The organism is Cedecea neteri NBRC 105707 = ATCC 33855 (assembly GCF_001571265.1).
GTDB lineage: Bacteria > Pseudomonadota > Gammaproteobacteria > Enterobacterales > Enterobacteriaceae > Cedecea > Cedecea neteri.
The window spans coordinates 75,016-95,527 of the sequence record NZ_BCTL01000025.1 but is presented as its reverse complement, the minus strand read 5'-3'; the positions used below and the strand labels follow the sequence as shown (position 1 = coordinate 95,527).

Here is a 20,512-nt window from a genome sequence, read left to right as displayed (position 1 = left end):
TCCCGTAACAAACAGCTCTCCATGTCACCATGGAGAGCTTAATTGGCAAACCTTACTCAGCTTCTGGCGCTGCTGGTGCTGCACCTTCTGCCGGAGACTGCTCGGTTGCTTCTTTAATGCTTAAACGGACGCGGCCCTGACGGTCAACTTCCAGTACTTTTACCGGTACTTCCTGACCCATCTGCAGGTAGTCAGTCACTTTCTCTACGCGCTTGTCTGCGATTTGAGAGATGTGAACCAGACCTTCTTTACCGCCGCCGATAGCAACAAACGCACCGAAATCAACGATACGAGTGACTTTACCGTTATAGATACGGCCAACTTCGATTTCAGCGGTGATCTCTTCGATACGACGAATAGCGTGCTTCGCTTTATCACCGTCGGTCGCTGCGATTTTAACGGTACCGTCATCTTCGATTTCGATGGTGGTGCCGGTTTCTTCGGTCAGCGCACGAATCACAGCCCCGCCCTTACCGATCACGTCTTTGATCTTGTCTGGGTTGATTTTGATGGTGTGAATACGTGGTGCGAACTCAGAGATGTCGCCACGCGGTGCATCGATAGCCTGTTCCATCACGCCCAGAATGTGCAGACGCGCACCCTTAGCCTGGTTCAGAGCCACCTGCATGATTTCGCGGGTGATACCTTCGATTTTAATATCCATCTGCAGCGCAGAGATACCTTCACGGCTACCGGCAACTTTAAAGTCCATATCGCCCAGGTGATCTTCGTCACCCAGAATGTCGGACAGAACAACAAAGTTGTCGCCTTCTTTCACCAGGCCCATCGCGATACCTGCAACGGCAGCTTTGATAGGCACACCCGCGTCCATCAGTGCCAGAGAAGCACCACACACGGAAGCCATGGAAGAAGAACCGTTAGATTCGGTGATTTCAGAAACCACACGAACGGTGTACGGGAATTTATCAGCTTCTGGCATAACGGCCAGCACGCCACGCTTCGCCAGACGACCGTGACCAATTTCACGACGCTTAGGCGAACCTACCATCCCGGTTTCACCAACGCAGTATGGAGGGAAGTTGTAATGGAACAGGAAGCTGTCAGTACGCTCGCCCATCAGCTCATCCAGATTCTGCGCATCACGTGCGGTACCCAGAGTCGCGGTAACCAGCGCCTGAGTTTCACCACGGGTGAACAGCGCAGAGCCGTGAGTACGTGGCAGAACGCCAGTGCGCACGTCCAGGCCACGAATCATGTCTTTTTCACGACCATCGATGCGCAGCTCGCCTGCCAGGATACGGCTACGAACAACGTTTTTCTCGATAGCGTGCAGAATGTCAGACAGTTCGCCAGCATCCAGAGAGTCGTCTTCTGCGGTCAGCGTCGCAATAACGTCCGCTTTGATGACGTCAACCTGAGCATAACGTTCTTGTTTCTCAGTGATGCGGTAAGCATCGCTCAGACGGGATTCTGCCAGCGCAGCAACGCGTGCATTCAGCGCGTCGTTTACTGCTTCTGGCTGCCAGTCCCAACGAGGTTTGCCAGCTTTAGCAACCAGCGCGTTGATTTCTTTGATGACAACCTGCTGCTGATCGTGGCCAAAGACAACGGCGCCCAGCATCTGGTCTTCACTCAGCAGTTCAGCTTCGGATTCAACCATCAGTACTGCGCTTTGGGTACCGGCAACAACCAGATCCAGTTTGCTGGTTTTCAGCTCTTCAGCGGTCGGGTTCAGCACATACTGGTCATTGATGTAACCAACACGAGCGGCACCGATTGGGCCGTTGAACGGAATACCGGACAGGCTCAGCGCTGCAGATGCGCCAATCATGGCAACGATATCAGGGTGTACCTGTGGGTTTACGGAAACAACGGTCGCGATAACCTGCACTTCGTTGACGAAACCTTCAGGGAACAGCGGGCGAACCGGGCGGTCAATCAGACGCGCAATCAGAGTTTCGCCTTCGCTTGGACGACCTTCACGACGGAAGAAGCTGCCTGGGATACGGCCAGCAGCGTAGGTACGCTCCTGATAGTTAACGGTCAGCGGGAAGAAGTCCTGGCCTGGCTTGGCTTTTTTCTGGCCAACAACGGTAACGAATACCGCGGTGTCATCCATGCTTACCATTACAGCAGCGGTAGCCTGGCGAGCCATCATGCCGGTCTCAAGCGTGACCGTATGCTGGCCATACTGGAATTTACGAACGATCGGATTCAGCAAAATAAGATCCTTTAAAATGACGGGCAGCACGTGGCTTCACGCGCCGCCGTTGGTACCCGACCTTCATCGCATCCTCGCGACTAATGACAATCCTAACCCGCTCTGACGGGTAAAGCCTCTCATTAGCCGCGCGAACCTCTGCAATAAAGATCACACTCAGCAACAATACATTAGTTTCCATAGAATTGCTGCCGCCTGGTTGAAAAAAGGGGCCCTTACAGGCCCCTTTTTCTGAAACTCGCAAGAACTAGCGACGCAGACCCAGACGTTCGATCAGGCTGGTGTAACGTGCTACATCTTTACGTTTCAGGTAGTCGAGCAGTTTACGACGCTGAGAAACCATACGCAGCAGACCACGACGGCTGTGGTGATCTTTTTTGTGCTCTGCAAAGTGACCCTGCAGGTGGTTAATCTGTGCGGTCAGCAGTGCAACCTGAACTTCGGTAGAACCGCTGTCGTTAGTACCACGACCAAACTCGGAAACGATTTTAGCTTTAGCTTCAACGCTTAGAGACATTTTCAACTCCAACATTATAGATAAATAAACAGGGTGCCGATCTCTAATTCAGCAACCCCAGTGCACGCCTGAACCGGTTGTTAAACAATCGGCCAGCCGTTAAGCCGCGCTATTTTACCTGTAGCGCCCTTTTACCGCAAGGTAGCGGCAAAAGTCAGACGGGATATTCGACGACCAGGCGACGTGGAGCAACCCGACCCTCGTCATCGATTGTCCCCATACCGATAAATTTCTTCTCTTCGCCTTCAGTAACTCGCACCAGCCCTTCGGCCTGAACGCCTGCCACCCGAACTGGATTACCGTTTTTAAAGTAGACGGCAACTTCAGGCAGCAAATTCACCAGCGGGAAATCAGAGGCCGGACTATCCATCGGCATCAACAGCGGATCCAGCAGTTCTGCAGGCTCTACCTTCTGCCGATATGCCTGCTCGACCAGCTCATTAAGCTGCTCCAGAGTGACCATGCGCTCAATCGGATATTTACTTACCGCCAGGCGACGCAGGAAGATAACATGCGCCCCACAGCCCAATTTTTCACCGAGATCGTCAACGATCGTACGAATGTACGTTCCCTTAGAGCAGTGGACTTCCAGCTCCAGTTCATCACCTTCATGGCGAATAAACAGCAGCTCATACACCGTGATTGGGCGAGCTTCGCGTTCAACCTCAATACCCGCGCGCGCATATTCGTACAGGGGCTTACCCTGATGCTTGAGCGCAGAATACATCGATGGAACCTGCTCGGTATCCCCGCGGAAAGTCTCCAGCGCGGCTGCAAGCTGCTCGGCGCTAAAGTTGACCGGGCGCTCCTGAACGACAATGCCGTCGGCATCAGAAGTGTCGGTACGCTGCCCAAGTTTAGCAATCACGCGATAACGCTTGTCGGAGTCCAGCAGATATTGGGAGAACTTCGTTGCTTCACCGAGGCAGATTGGCAGCATACCGGTCGCCAACGGATCCAGCGCACCGGTATGGCCCGCGCGGTTCGCGTTATAAAGGCGTTTTACTTTTTGCAGTGCATCGTTGGAAGAGAGCCCCTGAGGCTTGTCCAGCAACAGTACACCATGAATATCACGACCGCGACGACGAGGACGACTCATCAATCCTCCTTGCTGTCGTCCGTATTCACGCGACGCTCGTCATCATGACGGATGACATTGGAAACCAGGTTAGACATGCGCATCCCTTCAACCAGCGAGTTATCGTAGAAGAAGGTCAGCTCAGGCACGATGCGCAAACGCATTGCTTTACCTACTAAAGTGCGGATATAGCCAGACGCGTCCTGCAGAACTTTGATGCCTTCTTTGATGGCTTCTTCGTCTTTGTCGTTCAGGAACGTTACGAAAACTTTGGCATAGGCCAGGTCACGGGAAATTTCAACACCGGAGACGGTGGTCATCATACCCAGACGCGGGTCTTTAATTTCACGCTGCAGGATAATGGCAATTTCTTTCTGCAATTCCTGAGAAACGCGCTGCGAGCGACCAAATTCTTTCGCCATAATAATTTCTCCAGACAAAACAGGGGGCACACGGCCCCCCTAAGATAATTGATGCGGTATAGCTATCAGGAGATGGTACGCTTGATCTCGATAATTTCGAAGACTTCGATCATATCGCCCACGCGCACGTCGTTGTAGTTCTTAACGCCGATACCACATTCCATACCGTTACGGACTTCGTTAGCATCATCTTTAAAGCGACGCAGGGATTCCAGCTCGCCTTCATAGATAACCACGTTGTCGCGCAGTACGCGGATTGGGTTATGACGTTTGACCACACCCTCGGTGACCATACAGCCAGCAATCGCGCCAAACTTCGGTGATTTGAAGACATCACGAACTTCAGCCAGGCCGAGGATCTGCTGTTTCAGCTCAGGAGACAGCATACCGCTCATCGCCGCTTTCACTTCGTCGATCAGGTTATAGATGACGGAGTAGTAACGCAGATCCAGGCTTTCTGCTTCAATTACGCGGCGCGCAGAAGCATCTGCACGGACGTTGAAGCCAACCAGGATGGCGTTAGATGCTGCGGCCAGCGTTGCGTCAGTTTCGGTGATCCCGCCCACGCCGGAACCGATGATTTTAACTTTAACTTCATCGGTAGACAGTTTCAGCAGGGAGTCGCTGATCGCTTCCACAGAACCCTGAACGTCGGCTTTCAGCACGATGTTCACTTCGGACACTTCGCCTTCGGTCATATTGGCGAACATGTTTTCCAGTTTGGATTTCTGCTGACGAGCCAGTTTCACTTCACGGAATTTACCCTGACGATACAGAGCAACTTCACGAGCTTTCTTCTCGTCACGAACAACGGTCACTTCGTCACCCGCGGCAGGTACGCCAGACAGGCCAAGGATCTCAACAGGAATAGAAGGACCTGCTTCGGTCACTTCACGGCCCATCTCGTCACGCATCGCACGCACGCGGCCATATTCGAAGCCACACAGGACGATATCACCTTTGTTCAGGGTACCTTCACGCACCAGAACGGTAGCAACCGGACCACGACCTTTATCCAGGAAGGATTCGATGACCACGCCGCTTGCCATGCCTTTGCGGACAGCTTTCAGTTCCAGAACTTCGGCCTGAAGCAGGATTGCATCCAGCAGGTCGTCGATGCCGGTACCGGCTTTCGCAGAAACGTGGATGAACTGGCTTTCACCGCCCCACTCTTCCGGCATGATGCCGTACTGGGACAGTTCTTGCTTAACGCGGTCTGGGTCTGCTTCTGGCTTATCGATTTTGTTCACTGCGACAACTACCGGTACCTGCGCCGCTTTCGCGTGCTGGATAGCTTCGATAGTTTGTGGCATTACGCCATCGTCAGCGGCAACAACCAGAACAACAATATCCGTTGCCTGAGCACCACGAGCACGCATGGAGGTAAACGCTGCGTGACCCGGGGTATCCAGGAAGGTCACCATGCCGTTGTCAGTTTCTACGTGGTAAGCACCGATATGCTGGGTAATACCACCCGCTTCACCGGAAGCAACCTTAGTAGAACGAATGTAGTCCAGCAGGGAGGTTTTACCGTGGTCAACGTGGCCCATGATGGTCACAACCGGTGCACGGGTTTCTGCCGCAGCGCCGGTATCACGGTCGCTCATTACTGCTTCTTCCAGTTCGTTCTCACGACGCAGGATAACTTTGTGACCCATCTCCTCAGCAACCAGCTGAGCGGTTTCCTGATCGATAACCTGGTTGATGGTCGCCATCGCGCCCAGCTTCATCATTGCTTTGATGACCTGAGAGCCTTTAACCGCCATTTTGTTAGCCAGTTCAGCAACGCTGATGGTTTCACCAATCACAACGTCACGGTTAACGGCCTGCGCTGGCTTGGTGAAGCTCTGCTGCAGGCTGCTTGGCTTACGCTTGCCTTTACCACCGCGAACGGCTGCACGAGCTTCTTCACGGTCAGCCTTAGACTCGCCGTGCTTACCGCCAGCTTTTTTCTGACGTGGCGCTTTCGCTGCAGTACGACCACGGCCACGGCCGCCTTCGACTTCACGGTCGTTTTCGTCTTCTGCCTGACGAGCGTGTTGGGAAGTGGTGACGTGATAGTCAGACTTGTCGTCCTCTACCTTCTCCTGTTCTTCCCAAACGCCAGCGTTAGCTTCAGCCATTTTACGGGCTTCTTCCGCCACACGACGGGCGTCTTCTTCGAGTTTGCGACGGGCTTCTTCTTCGGCTTTACGCTTCAGTTCAGCAGCTTCCGCTTCACGGCGTGCCTTCTCGGCGTGGGCGGCTTTCGTCATTTCATCAGTTTGTTGATTGCTCACTTTGTCTTTTTCCGCAGCTTCACGTTTCGCTTTATCAGCGGCTTCGCGCTTAGCTTGTTCTTCAGCTTCACGCTTAGCTTTTTCTTGTGCCGCACGTTTGGCAGCTTCCTCTGCCTCACGCTGGGCTTGCTCTTCCGCTTCACGCTGCGCCTGTTCTTCCGCTGCAAGGCGCTCGGCCTCTTGCGGATCACGTTTCACAAAGGTGCGCTTCTTGCGGACTTCGATTTGTACCGATTTACTTTTCCCACCGGTACCTGGAATGTTTAAAGTACTGCGCGTTTTGCGCTGTAAAGTCAACTTGTCTGGACCTGAACCATGTTCATGATTCAGGTGGGCCAGCAGCGTTTGTTTCTCTTGCGCCGAAACGGAGTCGTCAGCAGACTTCGGGATCCCTGCATCAGCAAATTGCTGTACCAGGCGGTCCACGGAGGTCTGAATCTCTGCGGCCAGCGCTTTTACGGTTACATCTGTCATGCTGTTCCTTCCTGCTACAGTTTATTACGCTTCGCCGCCAAACCAGCAAATGTTACGCGCTGCCATGATCAATTCGCCGGCTTTCTCATCCGTTAAGCCTTCGATATCAGACAGATCGTCAACACCTTGCTCGGCAAGGTCTTCCAGCGAGCTAACACCACGAGCAGCCAGTTTAAAGGCCAGCGAGCGATCCATACCTTCGAGGTTCAGCAGATCCTCGGTAGGTTTCTTATCGCCAAGACTCTCTTCTTGCGCCAGAGCCAGTGTGGTGAGCGCGTTTTTAGCGCGATCGCGTAATGCTTCCACGGTGTCTTCATCAAGGCCGTCGATTTCCAACAACTCTTTCATTGGCACGTAGGCCAGTTCTTCAAGCGTGGAGAAACCTTCTTCGACCAACACAGTGGCGAAATCCTCGTCAATGTCGAGGTATTTGGTAAAGGTATCAATAGCCGCATGCGCTTCAGCCTGATGTTTAGCCTGCAGGTCATCAACGGTCATGACGTTGAGTTCCCAGCCGCTCAGCTGTGATGCCAGGCGAACGTTCTGACCGTTACGGCCAATGGCCTGGGCCAGGTTGCCTGCCTCTACCGCGATATCCATCGTATGTTTGTCTTCGTCGACAACGATGGATGCTACGTCGGCCGGTGCCATTGCGTTGATAACAAACTGCGCCGGGTTGTCGTCCCACAGCACGATATCAATACGCTCACCGCCTAACTCAGTAGAAACCGCCTGAACGCGCGCACCGCGCATACCAACACACGCGCCGACAGGGTCGATACGTTTGTCGTTTGTTTTCACAGCGATTTTAGCTCGAGAGCCAGGATCGCGTGCAGCGGCTTTAATTTCGATAACTTCTTCACCGATTTCCGGCACTTCAATGCGGAACAGTTCGATCAGCATTTCAGGTTTGGAACGGCTAACGAACAGCTGCGCACCGCGAGCTTCAGGGCGAACTGCGTACAGCACGCCGCGAATGCGGTCGCCCGGACGGAAGTTTTCGCGTGGCAGCATATCTTCACGCAGAATCACGGCTTCAGCATTGCTGCCGAGATCCAGAGAGATGTTGTCACGGTTAACTTTTTTCACCACGCCGGTGATAATCTCACCTTCGTGTTCGCGGAACTGATCGACCACCATCGCACGCTCGGCTTCGCGAACTTTCTGCACGATAACCTGTTTAGCGGTTTGAGTGGTGATACGGTCAAAGGTTACGGACTCAATCTGATCTTCAACGTATTCACCCACGGTGAAAGCTGGATCTTCAAACTGGGCCGCTTCAAGAGTGATTTCACGCGTCGGTTGGGTGACTTCTTCAACGATAACCCAACGGCGGAAAGTATCGAAATCACCGCTTTTACGGTCGATTTCAACGCGAACGTCAATCTCTTGCTCGTATTTTTTCTTGGTCGCCGTTGCCAGCGCACTTTCCAGCGCTTCGAAAATTTTCTCACGCGGCAGCGCTTTTTCGTTGGAAACTGCTTCAACAACAGCCAAAATTTCTTTGTTCATCCTGGGTTTTCACCTCAATCCAAACTATTAAAAGTGGGGTACCAGGTTCGCTTTCTGGATGTTGCTCAGCGCGAACACTTCGTCTTTTCCTTCGACCGTTACCGTGATCATCTCACCGTCTACGGCTTTAATAATACCCTGCCATTTGCGGCGGTTTTGTACAGCCATACGCAGTACAATGCTCACTTCTTCGCCGGTAAAACGAACATAGTGTTCTGCAGTGAACATTGGGCGATCGAGGCCAGGTGAGGACACTTCCAGGTTATAGGCCACGGTGATGGGATCTTCGACATCCAGTACGGCACTGACCTGGTGACTGACATCAGCACAATCATCAACATTGATGCCATCTTCACTATCAATATAGATGCGCAGCGTAGACGTGCGGCCGCGAACGAATTCGATGCCTACAAGTTCGTAGCCCAGTGCTTCGACCGGTGCTGAAATCATCTCTGTTAATTTTTGCTCTAATGTGGACAAGCCCACCCCCAAGACATAAAAAAAGGGCATATAGCCCAGTTATTCTAAAGTCAGATAACAAAAAACCCCGATAAATCGGGGCTTTATATAACTGAACCCTGTATGCCGCAACTGCGGCCCGGACACCGTCCAGGAGAATTTTTTTCTAAATTCTTCGCGAAGGCACCGAAACTGGTGTTCACAGTATATTTGAAAAAGAACTCTCAGGGAAAGTGGTTGCGGGGGCCGGATTTGAACCGACGACCTTCGGGTTATGAGCCCGACGAGCTACCAGGCTGCTCCACCCCGCGTCCGAAAACGTGGCAAATACTACGCCAGAATTGCATTAAATGCAAGAATTGCTAGGATTTGGTACCGAGGACGGGACTTGAACCCGTAAGCCCAATCGGGCACTACCACCTCAAGGTAGCGTGTCTACCAATTCCACCACCTCGGCACTCTTTGAACACGGTAACCTTCATGTTACCGCATTGAAGCTGACAAACTTACTGCGGGATATCGCTGCTCGGCTTGGTAGGTGCCGCTGGCGCAGTCTGCTCAGTTTGCGCTGGCTGACTTAAATTTTCCCACTCGCTTCCTTTACTGGTTTTGTTGGTGCTCAGGTTACCCAGAACCAGGCTCAGGATAAAGAACAACGTTGCGAGCACACCGGTCATGCGGGTCATGAAGTTACCAGAACCACTTGAACCGAATAACGTAGCGGAAGCGCCTGCTCCGAAGGAGGCTCCCATATCAGCGCCTTTACCTTGCTGCAGCATAATAAGACCTACAAGGCCCAACGCTACAATAAGGAAAACAACCAAAAGAGCTTCGTACATAATCAACCTGTTCCTTGCGGGGTTACCGCACGCCAATTGCTTCAAACCAGTTAAGCGGATACGTTTGTCATTACCCACTGAAGCGGGTGAGAATACTAACCAAAGCCAGACTGGTGCGCAAGGGCAATTTATTAACAATGCACTGACTGCGGAAAAAAACAGCAAACAAGCCGTTTTCCCTGAAGAAACAGGCGGCAACTGCCGCCTTTTCAATCAGTTTGCGATAATCAAAACGTTAAACTGCTTTTACTGCATCTGCGATTTGGTGCGCAAAAGCGGTCACTTGAGCTTCATCCTCACCTTCGACCATCACGCGAATGAGTGGCTCCGTTCCGGATTTACGCAGCAACACCCGACCACGGTTGCCCAGCGCAGCTTCCACTTCAGCCGTAATACGTTTGACCTCTTCGTTTTCAAGTGGATCGCCGCTGCCCGCAGTAAAGCGAACGTTAACCAGAATCTGCGGGAAGAGTTTCATCCCGCTACACAGATCGTGCAGGCTCATGTGGTTACGAACCATCGCGGTGAGTACTTGCAAACCTGCGATGATACCGTCGCCAGTCGTCGTCTGGTCCAGAAGAATAACGTGCCCTGAGTTTTCAGCCCCAATCCGCCAGCCTTTCTCCTGAAGTTTTTCCAGCACATAGCGATCGCCAACTTTGGCGCGGGCAAAAGGAATACCCAACTGCTTCAGTGCGACTTCAAGCCCCATATTGCTCATTAGCGTCCCCACGGCACCGCCGCGCAGTTGCCCCTGACGCAATCCTTCCCGGGCAATGATATAGAGGATCTGATCGCCATCGACTTTATGCCCCAGGTTATCCACCATGATTACCCGGTCACCGTCGCCGTCAAACGCAATGCCGAGATCGGCTTTTTCCGCCAGCACGCGTTCTTGCAGCATACGCACATCCGTCGCACCGCATTTTTCATTAATGTTCACCCCATCTGGCTCACAGCCGATGGCAATGACTTTTGCGCCTAACTCACGCAGTACATTAGGTGCGATGTGATAAGTCGCGCCGTTGGCACAGTCTACGACGATTTTAAGGCCATTCAGGCTCAGTTCGTTCGGGAACGTGCCTTTACAGAATTCAATGTAACGCCCGGCAGCATCCACAATGCGGCTGGCTTTACCCAACTCCGCCGAGTCTACGCAGGTGATCTCTTTTTCCATCTCCGCTTCAATAGCTTCCTCGACTTCATCCGGCAGTTTAGTCCCGTCGATGGAGAAGAATTTTATGCCGTTGTCATAGAATGGATTGTGTGATGCGGAGATAACAATGCCGGCTTCCGCGCGGAATGTACGAGTCAGGTAGGCAACCGCAGGCGTTGGCATTGGCCCGGTGAAAGATGCGGACAAGCCGGCAGCTGCCAGGCCCGCTTCCAGTGCAGACTCCAGCATGTAGCCGGAAATACGAGTGTCCTTACCGATAATAATTTTACGCGAACCATGACGCGCAAGGACCTTGCCCGCAGCCCAGCCCAGCTTCAGAACAAAATCAGGGGTAATGGGTGCATCGCCCACGCGACCACGGATGCCATCGGTGCCAAAGTATTTACGGTTACTCATAGTATTTGTTTTCCTTCACTGAAAGCGTAGCTTCGACCACGCGCATAGCTTCAACAGTTTCTTTTACGTCATGAACGCGAAGAATTTGAGCCCCCTGCATCGCAGCAATCACCGCGCAGGCAAGGCTACCGCTCAGGCGTTGATCCGGGCCAACATTTAGCAGTTGCCCAACCATTGATTTACGGGACATCCCTACCAGCAGCGGCATACCATAGCGATGAAATTCCGAAAGGCGTGCCAGTAACTGATAATTGTGGGTGAGATTTTTACCGAAACCAAAGCCCGGGTCGAGCAGCAATTTATCTTTTGAGATCCCCGCCGCCTCACAGCGGGCAATGTGTTCCACAAAAAAACGGTTCACATCGGCAAACACATCGTCATACTGCGGGGCCTGCTGCATCGTTTTCGGCTCGCCCTGCATATGCATCAGGCAAACGGGCAGCCCCGTTTCCGCAGCAGCAGCTAACGCACCAGGCTCCTGTAAGGAACGAATATCGTTGATAAGATGCGCCCCTACTCGTGCAGATTCGCGAATGACATCGGCTTTTGATGTATCCACCGAAACCCAGACTTCAAAACGTTGAGCAATCGCTTCGACCACCGGAATAACGCGCTCAAGTTCCTCTTCTGTGCTCACCTCTGCCGCGCCAGGCCGGGTTGACTCTCCGCCAACGTCAATGATAGTCGCCCCGGCATTGATCATCGCGTTTGCATGCTTCAGGGCCTCAACCAGGGAATTATGCTGACCACCGTCGGAAAAAGAGTCCGGCGTGACGTTTAAAATCCCCATGACGTGAGGATGAGAGAGATCCAGCGTGGAGCCTTGCGCGGTGAGTTTCATTCTTCTTCCTTTGCGATCGTCTTAGGCTGTACAAAAACAAAAACCCCGGGACAGGCCCGGGGTTTATAGATTACTGCAAAAAAATCTATCGCGAGCGTCTTATTTGTCGCCCAGCTGTTCTGACATTGTGTTACCCGGATTTGGCGTACGCGGTTCATCAACCGGACGTGGCGCATTTGGGGTACCGTTATTATCAGAATTATTGCTGTTTTTGCTCGCATCTTCCCAACCCGCTGGCGGACGCACTTCGCGGCGCGCCATCAGATCGTCAATCTGCGGTGCATCGATGGTTTCATACTTCATCAATGCGTCTTTCATGGTGTGGAGAATATCCATGTTTTCATTCAGCAACTGGCGAGCACGAGCATAGTTGCGTTCAATCAGAGACTTAACTTCCTGATCGATAATACGCGCTGTCTCATCAGACATATGCTTGGCTTTTGCTACTGAACGGCCCAGGAATACTTCGCCATCTTCTTCCGCGTACAACAGCGGACCGAGTTTGTCGGAGAAGCCCCATTGGGTCACCATGTTACGAGCCAGGTTAGTCGCAACTTTAATATCGTTCGACGCACCGGTAGAAACATGTTCTGGCCCGTAGATAATCTCTTCAGCCAGACGACCGCCGTACAGCGTGGAGATCTGACTTTCCAGTTTCTGACGGCTGGCGCTGATTGCGTCGCCTTCAGGCAGGAAGAAGGTCACACCCAGCGCACGGCCGCGAGGGATAATCGTCACTTTATGTACCGGATCGTGTTCCGGTACCAGGCGACCGATAATCGCATGGCCAGCTTCGTGATAAGCGGTTGATTCTTTTTGCGCTTCCGTCATCACCATGGAGCGGCGTTCTGCCCCCATCATGATTTTGTCTTTCGCTTTCTCGAACTCAACCATCGATACCACACGCTTGTTACCGCGAGCGGCAAACAGCGCAGCTTCGTTCACCAGGTTAGCCAAATCGGCACCGGAGAAGCCAGGCGTACCACGAGCGATAATTGCAGCATCGATATCCGGCGAAAGCGGTACGCGACGCATATGCACTTTCAGGATCTGTTCGCGACCGCGAACGTCCGGCAGACCGACAACAACCTGACGGTCGAAACGGCCAGGACGCAGCAACGCAGGGTCAAGCACATCAGGGCGGTTAGTTGCCGCAATAACGATGATCCCTTCATTTCCTTCAAAGCCATCCATCTCAACCAACATCTGGTTCAGGGTCTGCTCACGTTCGTCGTGACCACCACCCAGACCGGCGCCACGCTGACGGCCAACGGCATCGATTTCATCGATAAAGATAATGCAAGGTGCCGCTTTTTTGGCCTGTTCGAACATGTCACGCACACGGGATGCACCGACACCAACGAACATTTCAACAAAGTCAGAGCCGGAAATCGTGAAGAACGGCACTTTCGCTTCACCAGCAATCGCTTTTGCCAGCAGCGTTTTACCCGTACCCGGAGGGCCGACCATCAGGACGCCTTTCGGGATTTTACCGCCCAGCTTCTGGAAACGGCTCGGCTCACGCAGGTATTCCACCAGCTCAGCCACCTCTTCTTTCGCTTCATCACAGCCAGCGACGTCAGCAAAGGTGGTTTTGATTTGGTCTTCCGTTAGCATGCGCGCCTTGCTCTTACCGAACGACATGGCGCCTTTGCCACCGCCGCCCTGCATTTGACGCATAAAGAAGATCCAGACCCCAATCAGCAGCAGCATTGGGAACCAGGAAATGAAGATAGTTGCCAGCAGACTCTGCTCTTCAGGCGGCTCGCCCACAACTTTCACGTTCTTGGTAATCAGATTATCAAGCAGCTTGGGATCATTAACGGGGATGTAAGTCGTGTATCGGTTACTATCTTTCTTGGTAACGTTGATTTCACGTCCGTTGATGCGCGCTTCGCGAACCTGGTCCTGATTAACTTCAGACAGGAAAGTGGAGTAATCCACCCTACGGCCATTTGACTCGCTGGGCCCAAAGCTCTGGAATACCGACATTAGCACAACGGCAATGACCAGCCAGAGTATTAGGTTTTTCGCCATGTCACTCAAGGGATTAACCTCATATTACAACTGTGTTAACAAACAGCGTCAGGGTACTATAGTTTGCGCCCGGTCGCTACAATGTACACTTCACGTGAGCGGGCACGAGAAGAGTCCGGCTTACGAACTTTAACCGTCGTAAACAGGGAGCGAATTTCTCGCAGGTATTCATCGAAACCTTCGCCCTGAAACACTTTCACTACAAAACTACCGCCCGGCGCCAGCACGTCCCGACACATTTCCAGCGCCAGTTCAACCAAGTACATAGCGCGCGGAATATCGACTGCCGGTGTCCCGCTCATGTTTGGCGCCATATCTGACATGACAACCTGCACTTTACTGTCACCAACACGTTCCAGCAGGGCCTTGACGACTAATTCATCACGAAAATCGCCCTGAAGGAAGTCCACACCAACGATAGGATCCATTGGTAAAAGATCGCAAGCGATGATTCGCCCCTGATTCCCGATTTGCGTCACGACATACTGTGACCACCCGCCGGGTGCAGCGCCAAGATCAACAATAGTCATTCCTGGCTTAAAAAGTTTGTCACTTTGCTGTATTTCATCAAGTTTAAACCAGGCACGGGACCGCAACCCCTTTTTCTGTGCCTGTTGAACATATTTATCGCTAAAGTGTTCCTGCAGCCAGCGACTGGAGCTGGCAGAACGCTTCTTACCTGTCATCTCAATATCCAACTTTGTTCATCGTGAATAGCAGGCTAACTAACAATCAGCACAGCCGATTTGGCGATACACTGGAGATGGCGGTAGAATGAACCGTTTTCAATCCCAACGTAAGCAAAAAAATACGATGAATCTGAGTACTAAACAAAAACAGCACCTGAAAGGTCTGGCCCATCCACTCAAGCCGGTGGTTCTGCTTGGTAATAATGGTTTGACCGAAGGGGTACTGGCCGAGATTGAACAAGCGCTTGAGCACCATGAATTAATCAAGGTGAAGATCGCAACGGAAGATCGCGAAACGAAAACCTTAATTGTGGATGCCATCGTGCGGGAAACCGGCGCCTGTAACGTACAGGTCATCGGTAAAACGCTGGTGCTCTATCGCCCTTCTAAAGAGCGGAAGATCTCTCTGCCGAAATAAGCAGAGATGTGCAAAATGCCACGCTATGTTCGTTGATAAAAGGCCGCTATGCGGCCTTTTTCTTTTCTTTACAATACGCCAACCCTTTAGCCAGCGTAGTAAAAATTACAAATATTCTACTTTTAAGATTTCGAATTCGACATCACCGCCCGGCGTGCGAATTACGACAACATCGTCGCATTCCTTACCGACAAGGCCGCGAGCAATAGGCGAATTTACAGATATAAGATTCTTTTTAAAATCAGCCTCATCGTCGCCAACGATGCGATAAGTAAGCTCTTCATCATTGTCCAGGTTCAATACCGTTACAGTGGTACCAAAAATCACACGGCCATTATTTGGCATTCTTGTAACGTCGATCACCTGAGCATTGGAAAGCTTTGCTTCGATATCCTGGATGCGGCCTTCACAAAAACCCTGCTGCTCACGCGCGGCATGATACTCAGCATTTTCTTTCAGATCGCCATGTTCACGAGCTTCGGCAATCGCAGCAATGATTTCAGGACGGCGAACGGACTTCAGGAAATCCAGTTCTTCGCGAAGTTGTTCAGCGCCACGTAAGGTCATCGGAATAGGTTGCATTTGTTATACCTCTTAAAATCAGTCCTCTGCAGCAGGGCAAAACACCGCGCTGGCTTAAGAGCATGGCCGGTAACGTACGTCTCTCCGGCAACAAATAAAAGAAAACCGACCCGGGGTGATAACTCCAGGTCAGTAACAGTTTTCAAATTGACCGGTATTTTACCCTGGAGTTCCCTAAGGGTCATCGTTTACTTTGCACCATAATGCACCGTAGTATGACGGTCACGTTTCCAGGCCGTTACCGCGAGATTATGCGATTTTTGAGATTTGTCATTGGGTTGACCGCTGCCGTAGCCATCAATGTCCAGGCTGCGAACGTTGAAGAGTACACCTCCCAGTTGCCTGATGGGGCGAACCTGGCGCTGATGGTGCAAAAAGTCGGTGCCACAAGCCCGTTCATCGATTACCACAGCCAGCAAATGGCACTGCCTGCAAGTACTCAGAAAGTGATTACGGCGCTGGCGGCTCTCCTTCAACTGGGCCCGGATTTTCGCTTTACCACGACGCTGGAAAGCCGTGCCCAAATCGATAATGGCGTACTTAACGGCGATCTTATCGCACGTTTCGGCGGCGATCCTACGCTAAAGCGCCAGGATATTCGCAACATGGTTGCCGAATTAAAAAAAGCGGGCGTCCAACAGATTAAGGGCAATGTGTTGGTCGACACGTCTATTTTTGCCAGCCACGATAAAGCTCCCGGCTGGCCGTGGAACGACATGACACAGTGCTTCAGCGCGCCGCCAGCCGCCGCCATCGTGGACCGCAACTGCTTCTCTATTTCGTTATACAGCGCTCCAAAGGCCGACGATTTAGCCTATATCCGCATTGCTTCTTACTATCCGGTTGTGATGTTTAGCCAGGTCAGAACGCTGGCCAAAGGCTCTCCTGACGCCCAATACTGTGAACTTGACGTCGTGCCCGGTGATTTGAATCGCTTTACGCTAACGGGATGCCTAACGCAACGCGCCGATCCCCTGCCATTAGCCTTTGCCATTCAGGATGGTGCCAGCTATGCGGGCGCCATCATCAAAGATGAGCTGAAGCAGGCAGGGATCGGCTACAGCGGAACACTGCTGCGCCAGACACAACCCAATGAGCCAGGCACCGTTATCGCCAGTAAGCAATCAGCACCACTGCATGATCTGCTTAAAATCATGCTCAAGAAATCCGATAACATGATTGCCGATACCGTATTCAGGACCATTGGACATAACCGGCTGGGTGTTCCCGGCACCTGGCGAGCAGGGGCTGACGCTGTGCGCCAGATATTGCGTCAAAAAGCGGGCGTAGATTTAGGGAACAGTATCGTCGTCGATGGGTCAGGCCTATCGCGTCATAACCTGATTTCACCAGCCACAATGATGCAGGTTCTGCAATACATCGCGCAGAACGATAATCAGCTAAACTTTATCTCCATGCTGCCACTCGCGGGCTACGATGGCTCCCTGCAGTATCGCGCAGGTCTGCATCAGGCTGGCGTTGACGGCAAAGTGTCGGCGAAAACGGGCTCGTTGCAAGGGGTTTATAATCTGGCTGGCTTCATTACCACGGCAAGTGGGCAACGTATGGCCTTTGTACAGTATCTCTCCGGCTATGCCGTTGAACCGGCGGACCAGCGTAATCGCCGCATCCCGCTAGTCCGCTTCGAAAGCCGACTTTACAAGGATATTTACCAAAATAACTAGCTATGAAACTGCTTATTGTTGAAGACGATTTACTGCTACAGGAAGGTCTTGCGCTGGCATTAGGCGGGGAAGGCTATGCGCTGGACTGCGCCGCGACGGCCGCGGAGGCTGATGCTCTGCTGCAAAGCGGTGAATACAGCCTGATTATTCTCGACCTGGGGCTTCCTGACAAAGACGGGGCCACACTGCTTAGCCAGTGGCGTCGTCGTGGGGTGAAAAATCCTGTGCTTATTCTGACGGCCCGTGACGCGCTCGAAGACAGGGTAAATGGTCTGGACTCCGGCGCAGATGATTATCTGGTTAAGCCCTTTGCGCTGGCAGAGCTGCAGGCGCGTGCGAGGGCGCTGATCCGCCGCTATCAGGGCCACAGCGACAACCTTCTTCAGGAAGACGACTTGACCCTCAATTTACAGACTCAGCAGGTCCTACTCGCCAATCAGGCCGTAGAAATTACGCCTAAAGAATTCGCTCTTCTGACGCGCCTGATGATGCGAATCGGCCAGACGGTCCATCGCGAAACGCTGCAGCAGGATATTTACAGCTGGCAGGACGATCCGGGTTCCAACACCCTTGAAGTGCACATTCATAATCTCCGCCGTAAGTTAGGCAAAGACAGAATCAAAACCGTACGTGGTGTTGGCTACCGGCTGGAAACCCGTTCATGAGCAGCATGCGCCGGCGCCTGATGATCCTGCTGGCGCTTATTCTTCTTTTCTTCCAGTTGATTAGCGTTGTCTGGCTTTGGCATGAAAGTCGTGAACAGATTGGTTTTCTGGTAAGCGAAACACTCTCCGCAAAAGCCCGAAATCAGCAGGTCGAGAAAGAGATCCGTGAAGCGATTGCCTCTCTGCTAGTCCCTTCTTTGGTGATGGTTGCCTTTACGCTGTTTTTCTCTTTCTGGGCAATTACCTGGATAACCCGTCCGCTGAATCAGCTGCGTTCAAGCCTGGCTAACCGTTCAGCCGACAACCTCACTCCCCTGCCCATGTTTTCAGATATGGACGAAATGGTGGCGGTGACCAATTCTCTCAACCAACTGCTTGGGCGTCTGGATCATACTATTCAGCAAGAACGCCTGTTCACTGCCGATGCCGCACACGAACTGAGAACGCCGCTGGCTGGCCTCAGGCTGCATCTCGAACTGATGGCAAAAAAGGGCATAGAGCAGGCCCCGATGCTGCTCGCCCGAATAGATCAGCTCATGCATACCATTGAACAGCTCCTGATGCTCTCACGCGCCGGGCAAGCGCTGGCCAGCGGACATTACAATACGTTAGTCTGGAGTGACGACATCATTGCACCGCTGAAAATGGAAATGGAAGAACTTGCTGCACCACGTGGGCAAAGACTCACCTGGCCCGCAGTATCCGCTCTGACCGTACAGGGCGATGCCGTGCTGCTACGTTTGATGCTGCGCAATCTGCTGGAAAATGCCTCCCGATATAGTCCGGAAAAAGGCGAAATACATCTGGCACTAACGGAAAAAGAGGGTGGAACACTGTTGAGCGTCACCGACAGCGGCCCGGGCATTAAAGACGAATATCTCGAACAGATAACCGAGCCCTTCAGGCGTATGGATCAGCGCTATGGCGGTAGCGGGCTGGGCCTAAACATTGTGCAGCGTATTGTTCAGCTTCACCATGGCCATCTGGAACTGAGTAACCGCGACGAAGGTGGTTTACATGCAGGCTGCTGGCTTCCGGGCAGCATTCAATAAAAAAGGCCGGGTAACCGGCCTTCTTCGTTTGAGACTTACTTCTGGTAAATAATTTCGACGCCTTCGTCGTCTTCATCATCCCAGTCGTCATCCCAGTCTTCTTCTGCTTCAGCTTCCATTTCATCGAGCTGCTGGCGATGGTAGTCATCCCACATAAACTCGACTTTCTCTGTCTGCTTAGCGACTTCAACCGCCGTAACTGGGTTTTCGATGATAAAGGTCATTACATCCCAGCAGAGATCTTTCACGCCCATCTGGCTGGCTGCGGAGATAAGATAGTATTTATCTTCCCAGCCAAGCGCTTCAGCAATGGCTTTGGCTTTCTCTTCGGCCTGCGCTTTATCCATCAGATCGATTTTGTTAAACACGAGCCAGCGAGGTTTTGATGCCAGGCTTTCGCTGTATTTCTCCAGCTCGCCAACGATAATACGGGCGTTTTCAACCGGGTCAGAGCCATCGATAGGCTCAATGTCAATGAGATGCAGCAGCACACGGCAGCGCTCAAGGTGCTTCAGGAAGCGAATGCCCAAGCCAGCGCCATCAGCTGCGCCCTCGATCAGCCCTGGTATATCCGCCACAACGAAGCTCTTTTCATTGTCCATACGAACAACGCCAAGGCTTGGTACCAGAGTGGTAAACGGATAGTCAGCCACTTTTGGTTTCGCGGCTGATACGGCACGGATAAAGGTGGATTTACCTGCATTAGGCATCCCCAGCATACCCACATCGGCCAGCAGCATCAGTTCTAACTGCAGATCGCGTTTTTCACCCGGCGTACCCATGGTTTTTTGGCGTGGAGTACGATTGACGGAGGATTTAAAACGGGTATTACCCAGACCGTGCCAGCCGCCCTTAGCAACCATCAGCTTTTGACCGTGCTGCGTCATATCGCCCATGGTTTCACCGGTGCCCTGATCGATAACTCGGGTACCGACCGGCACCTTCACAGTCACGTCATGTCCACGCTTACCGGTACAGTCACGGCTTTGGCCGTTCTGGCCACGCTCGGCGCGAAAAGCTTTTTCAAAACGATAATCGATGAGCGTGTTCAGGTTCTCGTCAGCTTCAAGCCACACGTCACCGCCGTCACCGCCGTCACCGCCATCCGGGCCGCCTCTCGGGATATATTTTTCACGGCGGAAGCTAACGCAGCCGTTACCGCCATCACCTGCTACGACCAGGATCGTTGCTTCATCAACAAACTTCAT

18 protein-coding genes and 2 tRNA genes are annotated in these 20,512 nt (G+C 52.5%); 4 read left to right on the top strand and 16 right to left on the bottom strand.

Annotated features, from left to right (window positions below; translation table 11 throughout):
- Window positions 1–52 precede the first annotated feature (52 nt).
- The 14 genes from pnp to rlmE all read right to left on the bottom strand — a co-directional run bounded on the left by pnp (window position 53) and on the right by rlmE (window position 14,899).
- Window positions 53–2,182: a polyribonucleotide nucleotidyltransferase gene (gene pnp / locus CNE01S_RS11825; RefSeq protein WP_061276188.1), complete on the bottom strand. Its 2,130-nt coding sequence runs from the start codon at window positions 2,180–2,182 to the stop codon at window positions 53–55.
- Between the two features lie 247 nt (window positions 2,183–2,429).
- The gene (gene rpsO / locus CNE01S_RS11820; protein ID WP_002434239.1) at window positions 2,430–2,699 is read right to left on the bottom strand and encodes a 30S ribosomal protein S15; all 270 of its coding nucleotides are present in this window, start codon (window positions 2,697–2,699) and stop codon (window positions 2,430–2,432) included.
- A 154-nt stretch (window positions 2,700–2,853) separates the two neighbouring features.
- Window positions 2,854–3,798: a tRNA pseudouridine(55) synthase TruB gene (gene truB / locus CNE01S_RS11815; RefSeq protein ID WP_061276186.1), complete on the bottom strand. Its 945-nt coding sequence runs from the start codon at window positions 3,796–3,798 to the stop codon at window positions 2,854–2,856.
- Window positions 3,798–4,199 carry a 30S ribosome-binding factor RbfA gene (rbfA, locus tag CNE01S_RS11810; protein ID WP_038478520.1) on the bottom strand — a complete coding sequence of 134 codons (402 nt, stop codon included), beginning with the start codon at window positions 4,197–4,199 and terminating at the stop codon, window positions 3,798–3,800. The genes truB and rbfA overlap by 1 nt, the downstream gene beginning before the upstream one ends.
- Window positions 4,200–4,264: 65 nt before the next feature.
- The gene (gene infB, locus CNE01S_RS11805; protein WP_061276184.1) at window positions 4,265–6,952 is read right to left on the bottom strand and encodes a translation initiation factor IF-2; all 2,688 of its coding nucleotides are present in this window, start codon (window positions 6,950–6,952) and stop codon (window positions 4,265–4,267) included.
- 24 nt (window positions 6,953–6,976) lie between these two features.
- Window positions 6,977–8,464, bottom strand: coding sequence for a transcription termination factor NusA (gene nusA / locus CNE01S_RS11800; RefSeq protein WP_061276182.1), 1,488 nt, complete (start codon window positions 8,462–8,464; stop codon window positions 6,977–6,979).
- Window positions 8,465–8,491: 27 nt separating this feature from the next.
- Complete coding sequence (gene rimP / locus CNE01S_RS11795; RefSeq protein ID WP_008454786.1) at window positions 8,492–8,944, bottom strand: ribosome maturation factor RimP; 453 nt, start codon at window positions 8,942–8,944, stop codon at window positions 8,492–8,494.
- Between the two features lie 213 nt (window positions 8,945–9,157).
- Window positions 9,158–9,234: transfer RNA gene (locus tag CNE01S_RS11790), tRNA-Met, on the bottom strand.
- 59 nt (window positions 9,235–9,293) lie between these two features.
- Window positions 9,294–9,380: transfer RNA gene (locus CNE01S_RS11785), tRNA-Leu, on the bottom strand.
- Between the two features lie 49 nt (window positions 9,381–9,429).
- Window positions 9,430–9,762 (bottom strand): preprotein translocase subunit SecG, encoded by a 333-nt coding sequence (gene secG, locus CNE01S_RS11780; RefSeq protein ID WP_038478508.1) that lies wholly within the window; start codon window positions 9,760–9,762, stop codon window positions 9,430–9,432.
- A 235-nt stretch (window positions 9,763–9,997) separates the two neighbouring features.
- Window positions 9,998–11,335, bottom strand: a complete 1,338-nt coding sequence (gene glmM, locus CNE01S_RS11775) for a phosphoglucosamine mutase (RefSeq protein WP_061276179.1) — start codon at window positions 11,333–11,335, stop codon at window positions 9,998–10,000.
- Complete coding sequence (gene folP, locus CNE01S_RS11770) at window positions 11,328–12,176, bottom strand: dihydropteroate synthase (RefSeq protein WP_061276177.1); 849 nt, start codon at window positions 12,174–12,176, stop codon at window positions 11,328–11,330. The genes glmM and folP overlap by 8 nt, the downstream gene beginning before the upstream one ends.
- A 99-nt stretch (window positions 12,177–12,275) precedes the next feature.
- Window positions 12,276–14,213 carry an ATP-dependent zinc metalloprotease FtsH gene (gene ftsH / locus CNE01S_RS11765; RefSeq protein WP_061276175.1) on the bottom strand — a complete coding sequence of 646 codons (1,938 nt, stop codon included), beginning with the start codon at window positions 14,211–14,213 and terminating at the stop codon, window positions 12,276–12,278.
- 56 nt (window positions 14,214–14,269) lie between these two features.
- Window positions 14,270–14,899: a 23S rRNA (uridine(2552)-2'-O)-methyltransferase RlmE gene (gene rlmE / locus CNE01S_RS11760; RefSeq protein ID WP_008454794.1), complete on the bottom strand. Its 630-nt coding sequence runs from the start codon at window positions 14,897–14,899 to the stop codon at window positions 14,270–14,272.
- Between the two features lie 127 nt (window positions 14,900–15,026).
- On the opposite strand from rlmE, the gene yhbY reads away from it, so the two are divergent.
- Window positions 15,027–15,320 (top strand): ribosome assembly RNA-binding protein YhbY, encoded by a 294-nt coding sequence (yhbY, locus tag CNE01S_RS11755; protein ID WP_045784735.1) that lies wholly within the window; start codon window positions 15,027–15,029, stop codon window positions 15,318–15,320.
- Window positions 15,321–15,425: 105 nt separating this feature from the next.
- Here the strand turns inward: yhbY and greA are convergent, their stop codons facing one another.
- Complete coding sequence (gene greA / locus CNE01S_RS11750) at window positions 15,426–15,902, bottom strand: transcription elongation factor GreA (RefSeq protein WP_039288100.1); 477 nt, start codon at window positions 15,900–15,902, stop codon at window positions 15,426–15,428.
- Between the two features lie 251 nt (window positions 15,903–16,153).
- Between greA and dacB the strand changes: the two genes are divergently transcribed.
- From dacB to pmrB, 3 genes are read left to right on the top strand one after another with little or no spacing between them, the layout of a single operon-like run.
- Window positions 16,154–17,587 (top strand): serine-type D-Ala-D-Ala carboxypeptidase, encoded by a 1,434-nt coding sequence (dacB, locus tag CNE01S_RS11745; RefSeq protein ID WP_061276231.1) that lies wholly within the window; start codon window positions 16,154–16,156, stop codon window positions 17,585–17,587.
- 2 nt (window positions 17,588–17,589) lie between these two features.
- Entirely contained in the window at window positions 17,590–18,252 is a 663-nt protein-coding gene (pmrA, locus tag CNE01S_RS11740; RefSeq protein WP_039298158.1) for a two-component system response regulator PmrA, read from the top strand.
- Window positions 18,249–19,304 (top strand): two-component system sensor histidine kinase PmrB, encoded by a 1,056-nt coding sequence (gene pmrB / locus CNE01S_RS11735; RefSeq protein ID WP_061276173.1) that lies wholly within the window; start codon window positions 18,249–18,251, stop codon window positions 19,302–19,304. Before pmrA ends, pmrB begins: the two co-directional genes overlap by 4 nt.
- 35 nt (window positions 19,305–19,339) lie before the next feature.
- Here pmrB and cgtA read toward each other — a convergent pair whose 3' ends face one another.
- A complete protein-coding gene (cgtA, locus tag CNE01S_RS11730) occupies window positions 19,340–20,512 on the bottom strand; it encodes an Obg family GTPase CgtA (protein WP_061276171.1) in 1,173 nt (390 codons plus the stop codon).

Bases quoted from the DNA above. Each gene is read 5' to 3' on its own strand.
- rpsO (WP_002434239.1), bottom strand. From the start codon at position 2,699: ATGTCTCTAAGCGTTGAAGCTAAAGCTAAAATCGTTTCCGAGTTTGGT.
- truB (WP_061276186.1), bottom strand. From the start codon at position 3,798: ATGAGTCGTCCTCGTCGTCGCGGTCGTGATATTCATGGTGTACTGTTG.
- rbfA (WP_038478520.1), bottom strand. From the start codon at position 4,199: ATGGCGAAAGAATTTGGTCGCTCGCAGCGCGTTTCTCAGGAATTGCAG.
- infB (WP_061276184.1), bottom strand. From the start codon at position 6,952: ATGACAGATGTAACCGTAAAAGCGCTGGCCGCAGAGATTCAGACCTCC.
- nusA (WP_061276182.1), bottom strand. From the start codon at position 8,464: ATGAACAAAGAAATTTTGGCTGTTGTTGAAGCAGTTTCCAACGAAAAA.
- secG (WP_038478508.1), bottom strand. From the start codon at position 9,762: ATGTACGAAGCTCTTTTGGTTGTTTTCCTTATTGTAGCGTTGGGCCTT.
- glmM (WP_061276179.1), bottom strand. From the start codon at position 11,335: ATGAGTAACCGTAAATACTTTGGCACCGATGGCATCCGTGGTCGCGTG.
- folP (WP_061276177.1), bottom strand. From the start codon at position 12,176: ATGAAACTCACCGCGCAAGGCTCCACGCTGGATCTCTCTCATCCTCAC.
- ftsH (WP_061276175.1), bottom strand. From the start codon at position 14,213: ATGGCGAAAAACCTAATACTCTGGCTGGTCATTGCCGTTGTGCTAATG.
- rlmE (WP_008454794.1), bottom strand. From the start codon at position 14,899: ATGACAGGTAAGAAGCGTTCTGCCAGCTCCAGTCGCTGGCTGCAGGAA.
- yhbY (WP_045784735.1), top strand. From the start codon at position 15,027: ATGAATCTGAGTACTAAACAAAAACAGCACCTGAAAGGTCTGGCCCAT.
- greA (WP_039288100.1), bottom strand. From the start codon at position 15,902: ATGCAACCTATTCCGATGACCTTACGTGGCGCTGAACAACTTCGCGAA.
- dacB (WP_061276231.1), top strand. From the start codon at position 16,154: ATGCGATTTTTGAGATTTGTCATTGGGTTGACCGCTGCCGTAGCCATC.
- pmrA (WP_039298158.1), top strand. From the start codon at position 17,590: ATGAAACTGCTTATTGTTGAAGACGATTTACTGCTACAGGAAGGTCTT.
- pmrB (WP_061276173.1), top strand. From the start codon at position 18,249: ATGAGCAGCATGCGCCGGCGCCTGATGATCCTGCTGGCGCTTATTCTT.
- cgtA (WP_061276171.1), bottom strand. From the start codon at position 20,512: ATGAAGTTTGTTGATGAAGCAACGATCCTGGTCGTAGCAGGTGATGGC.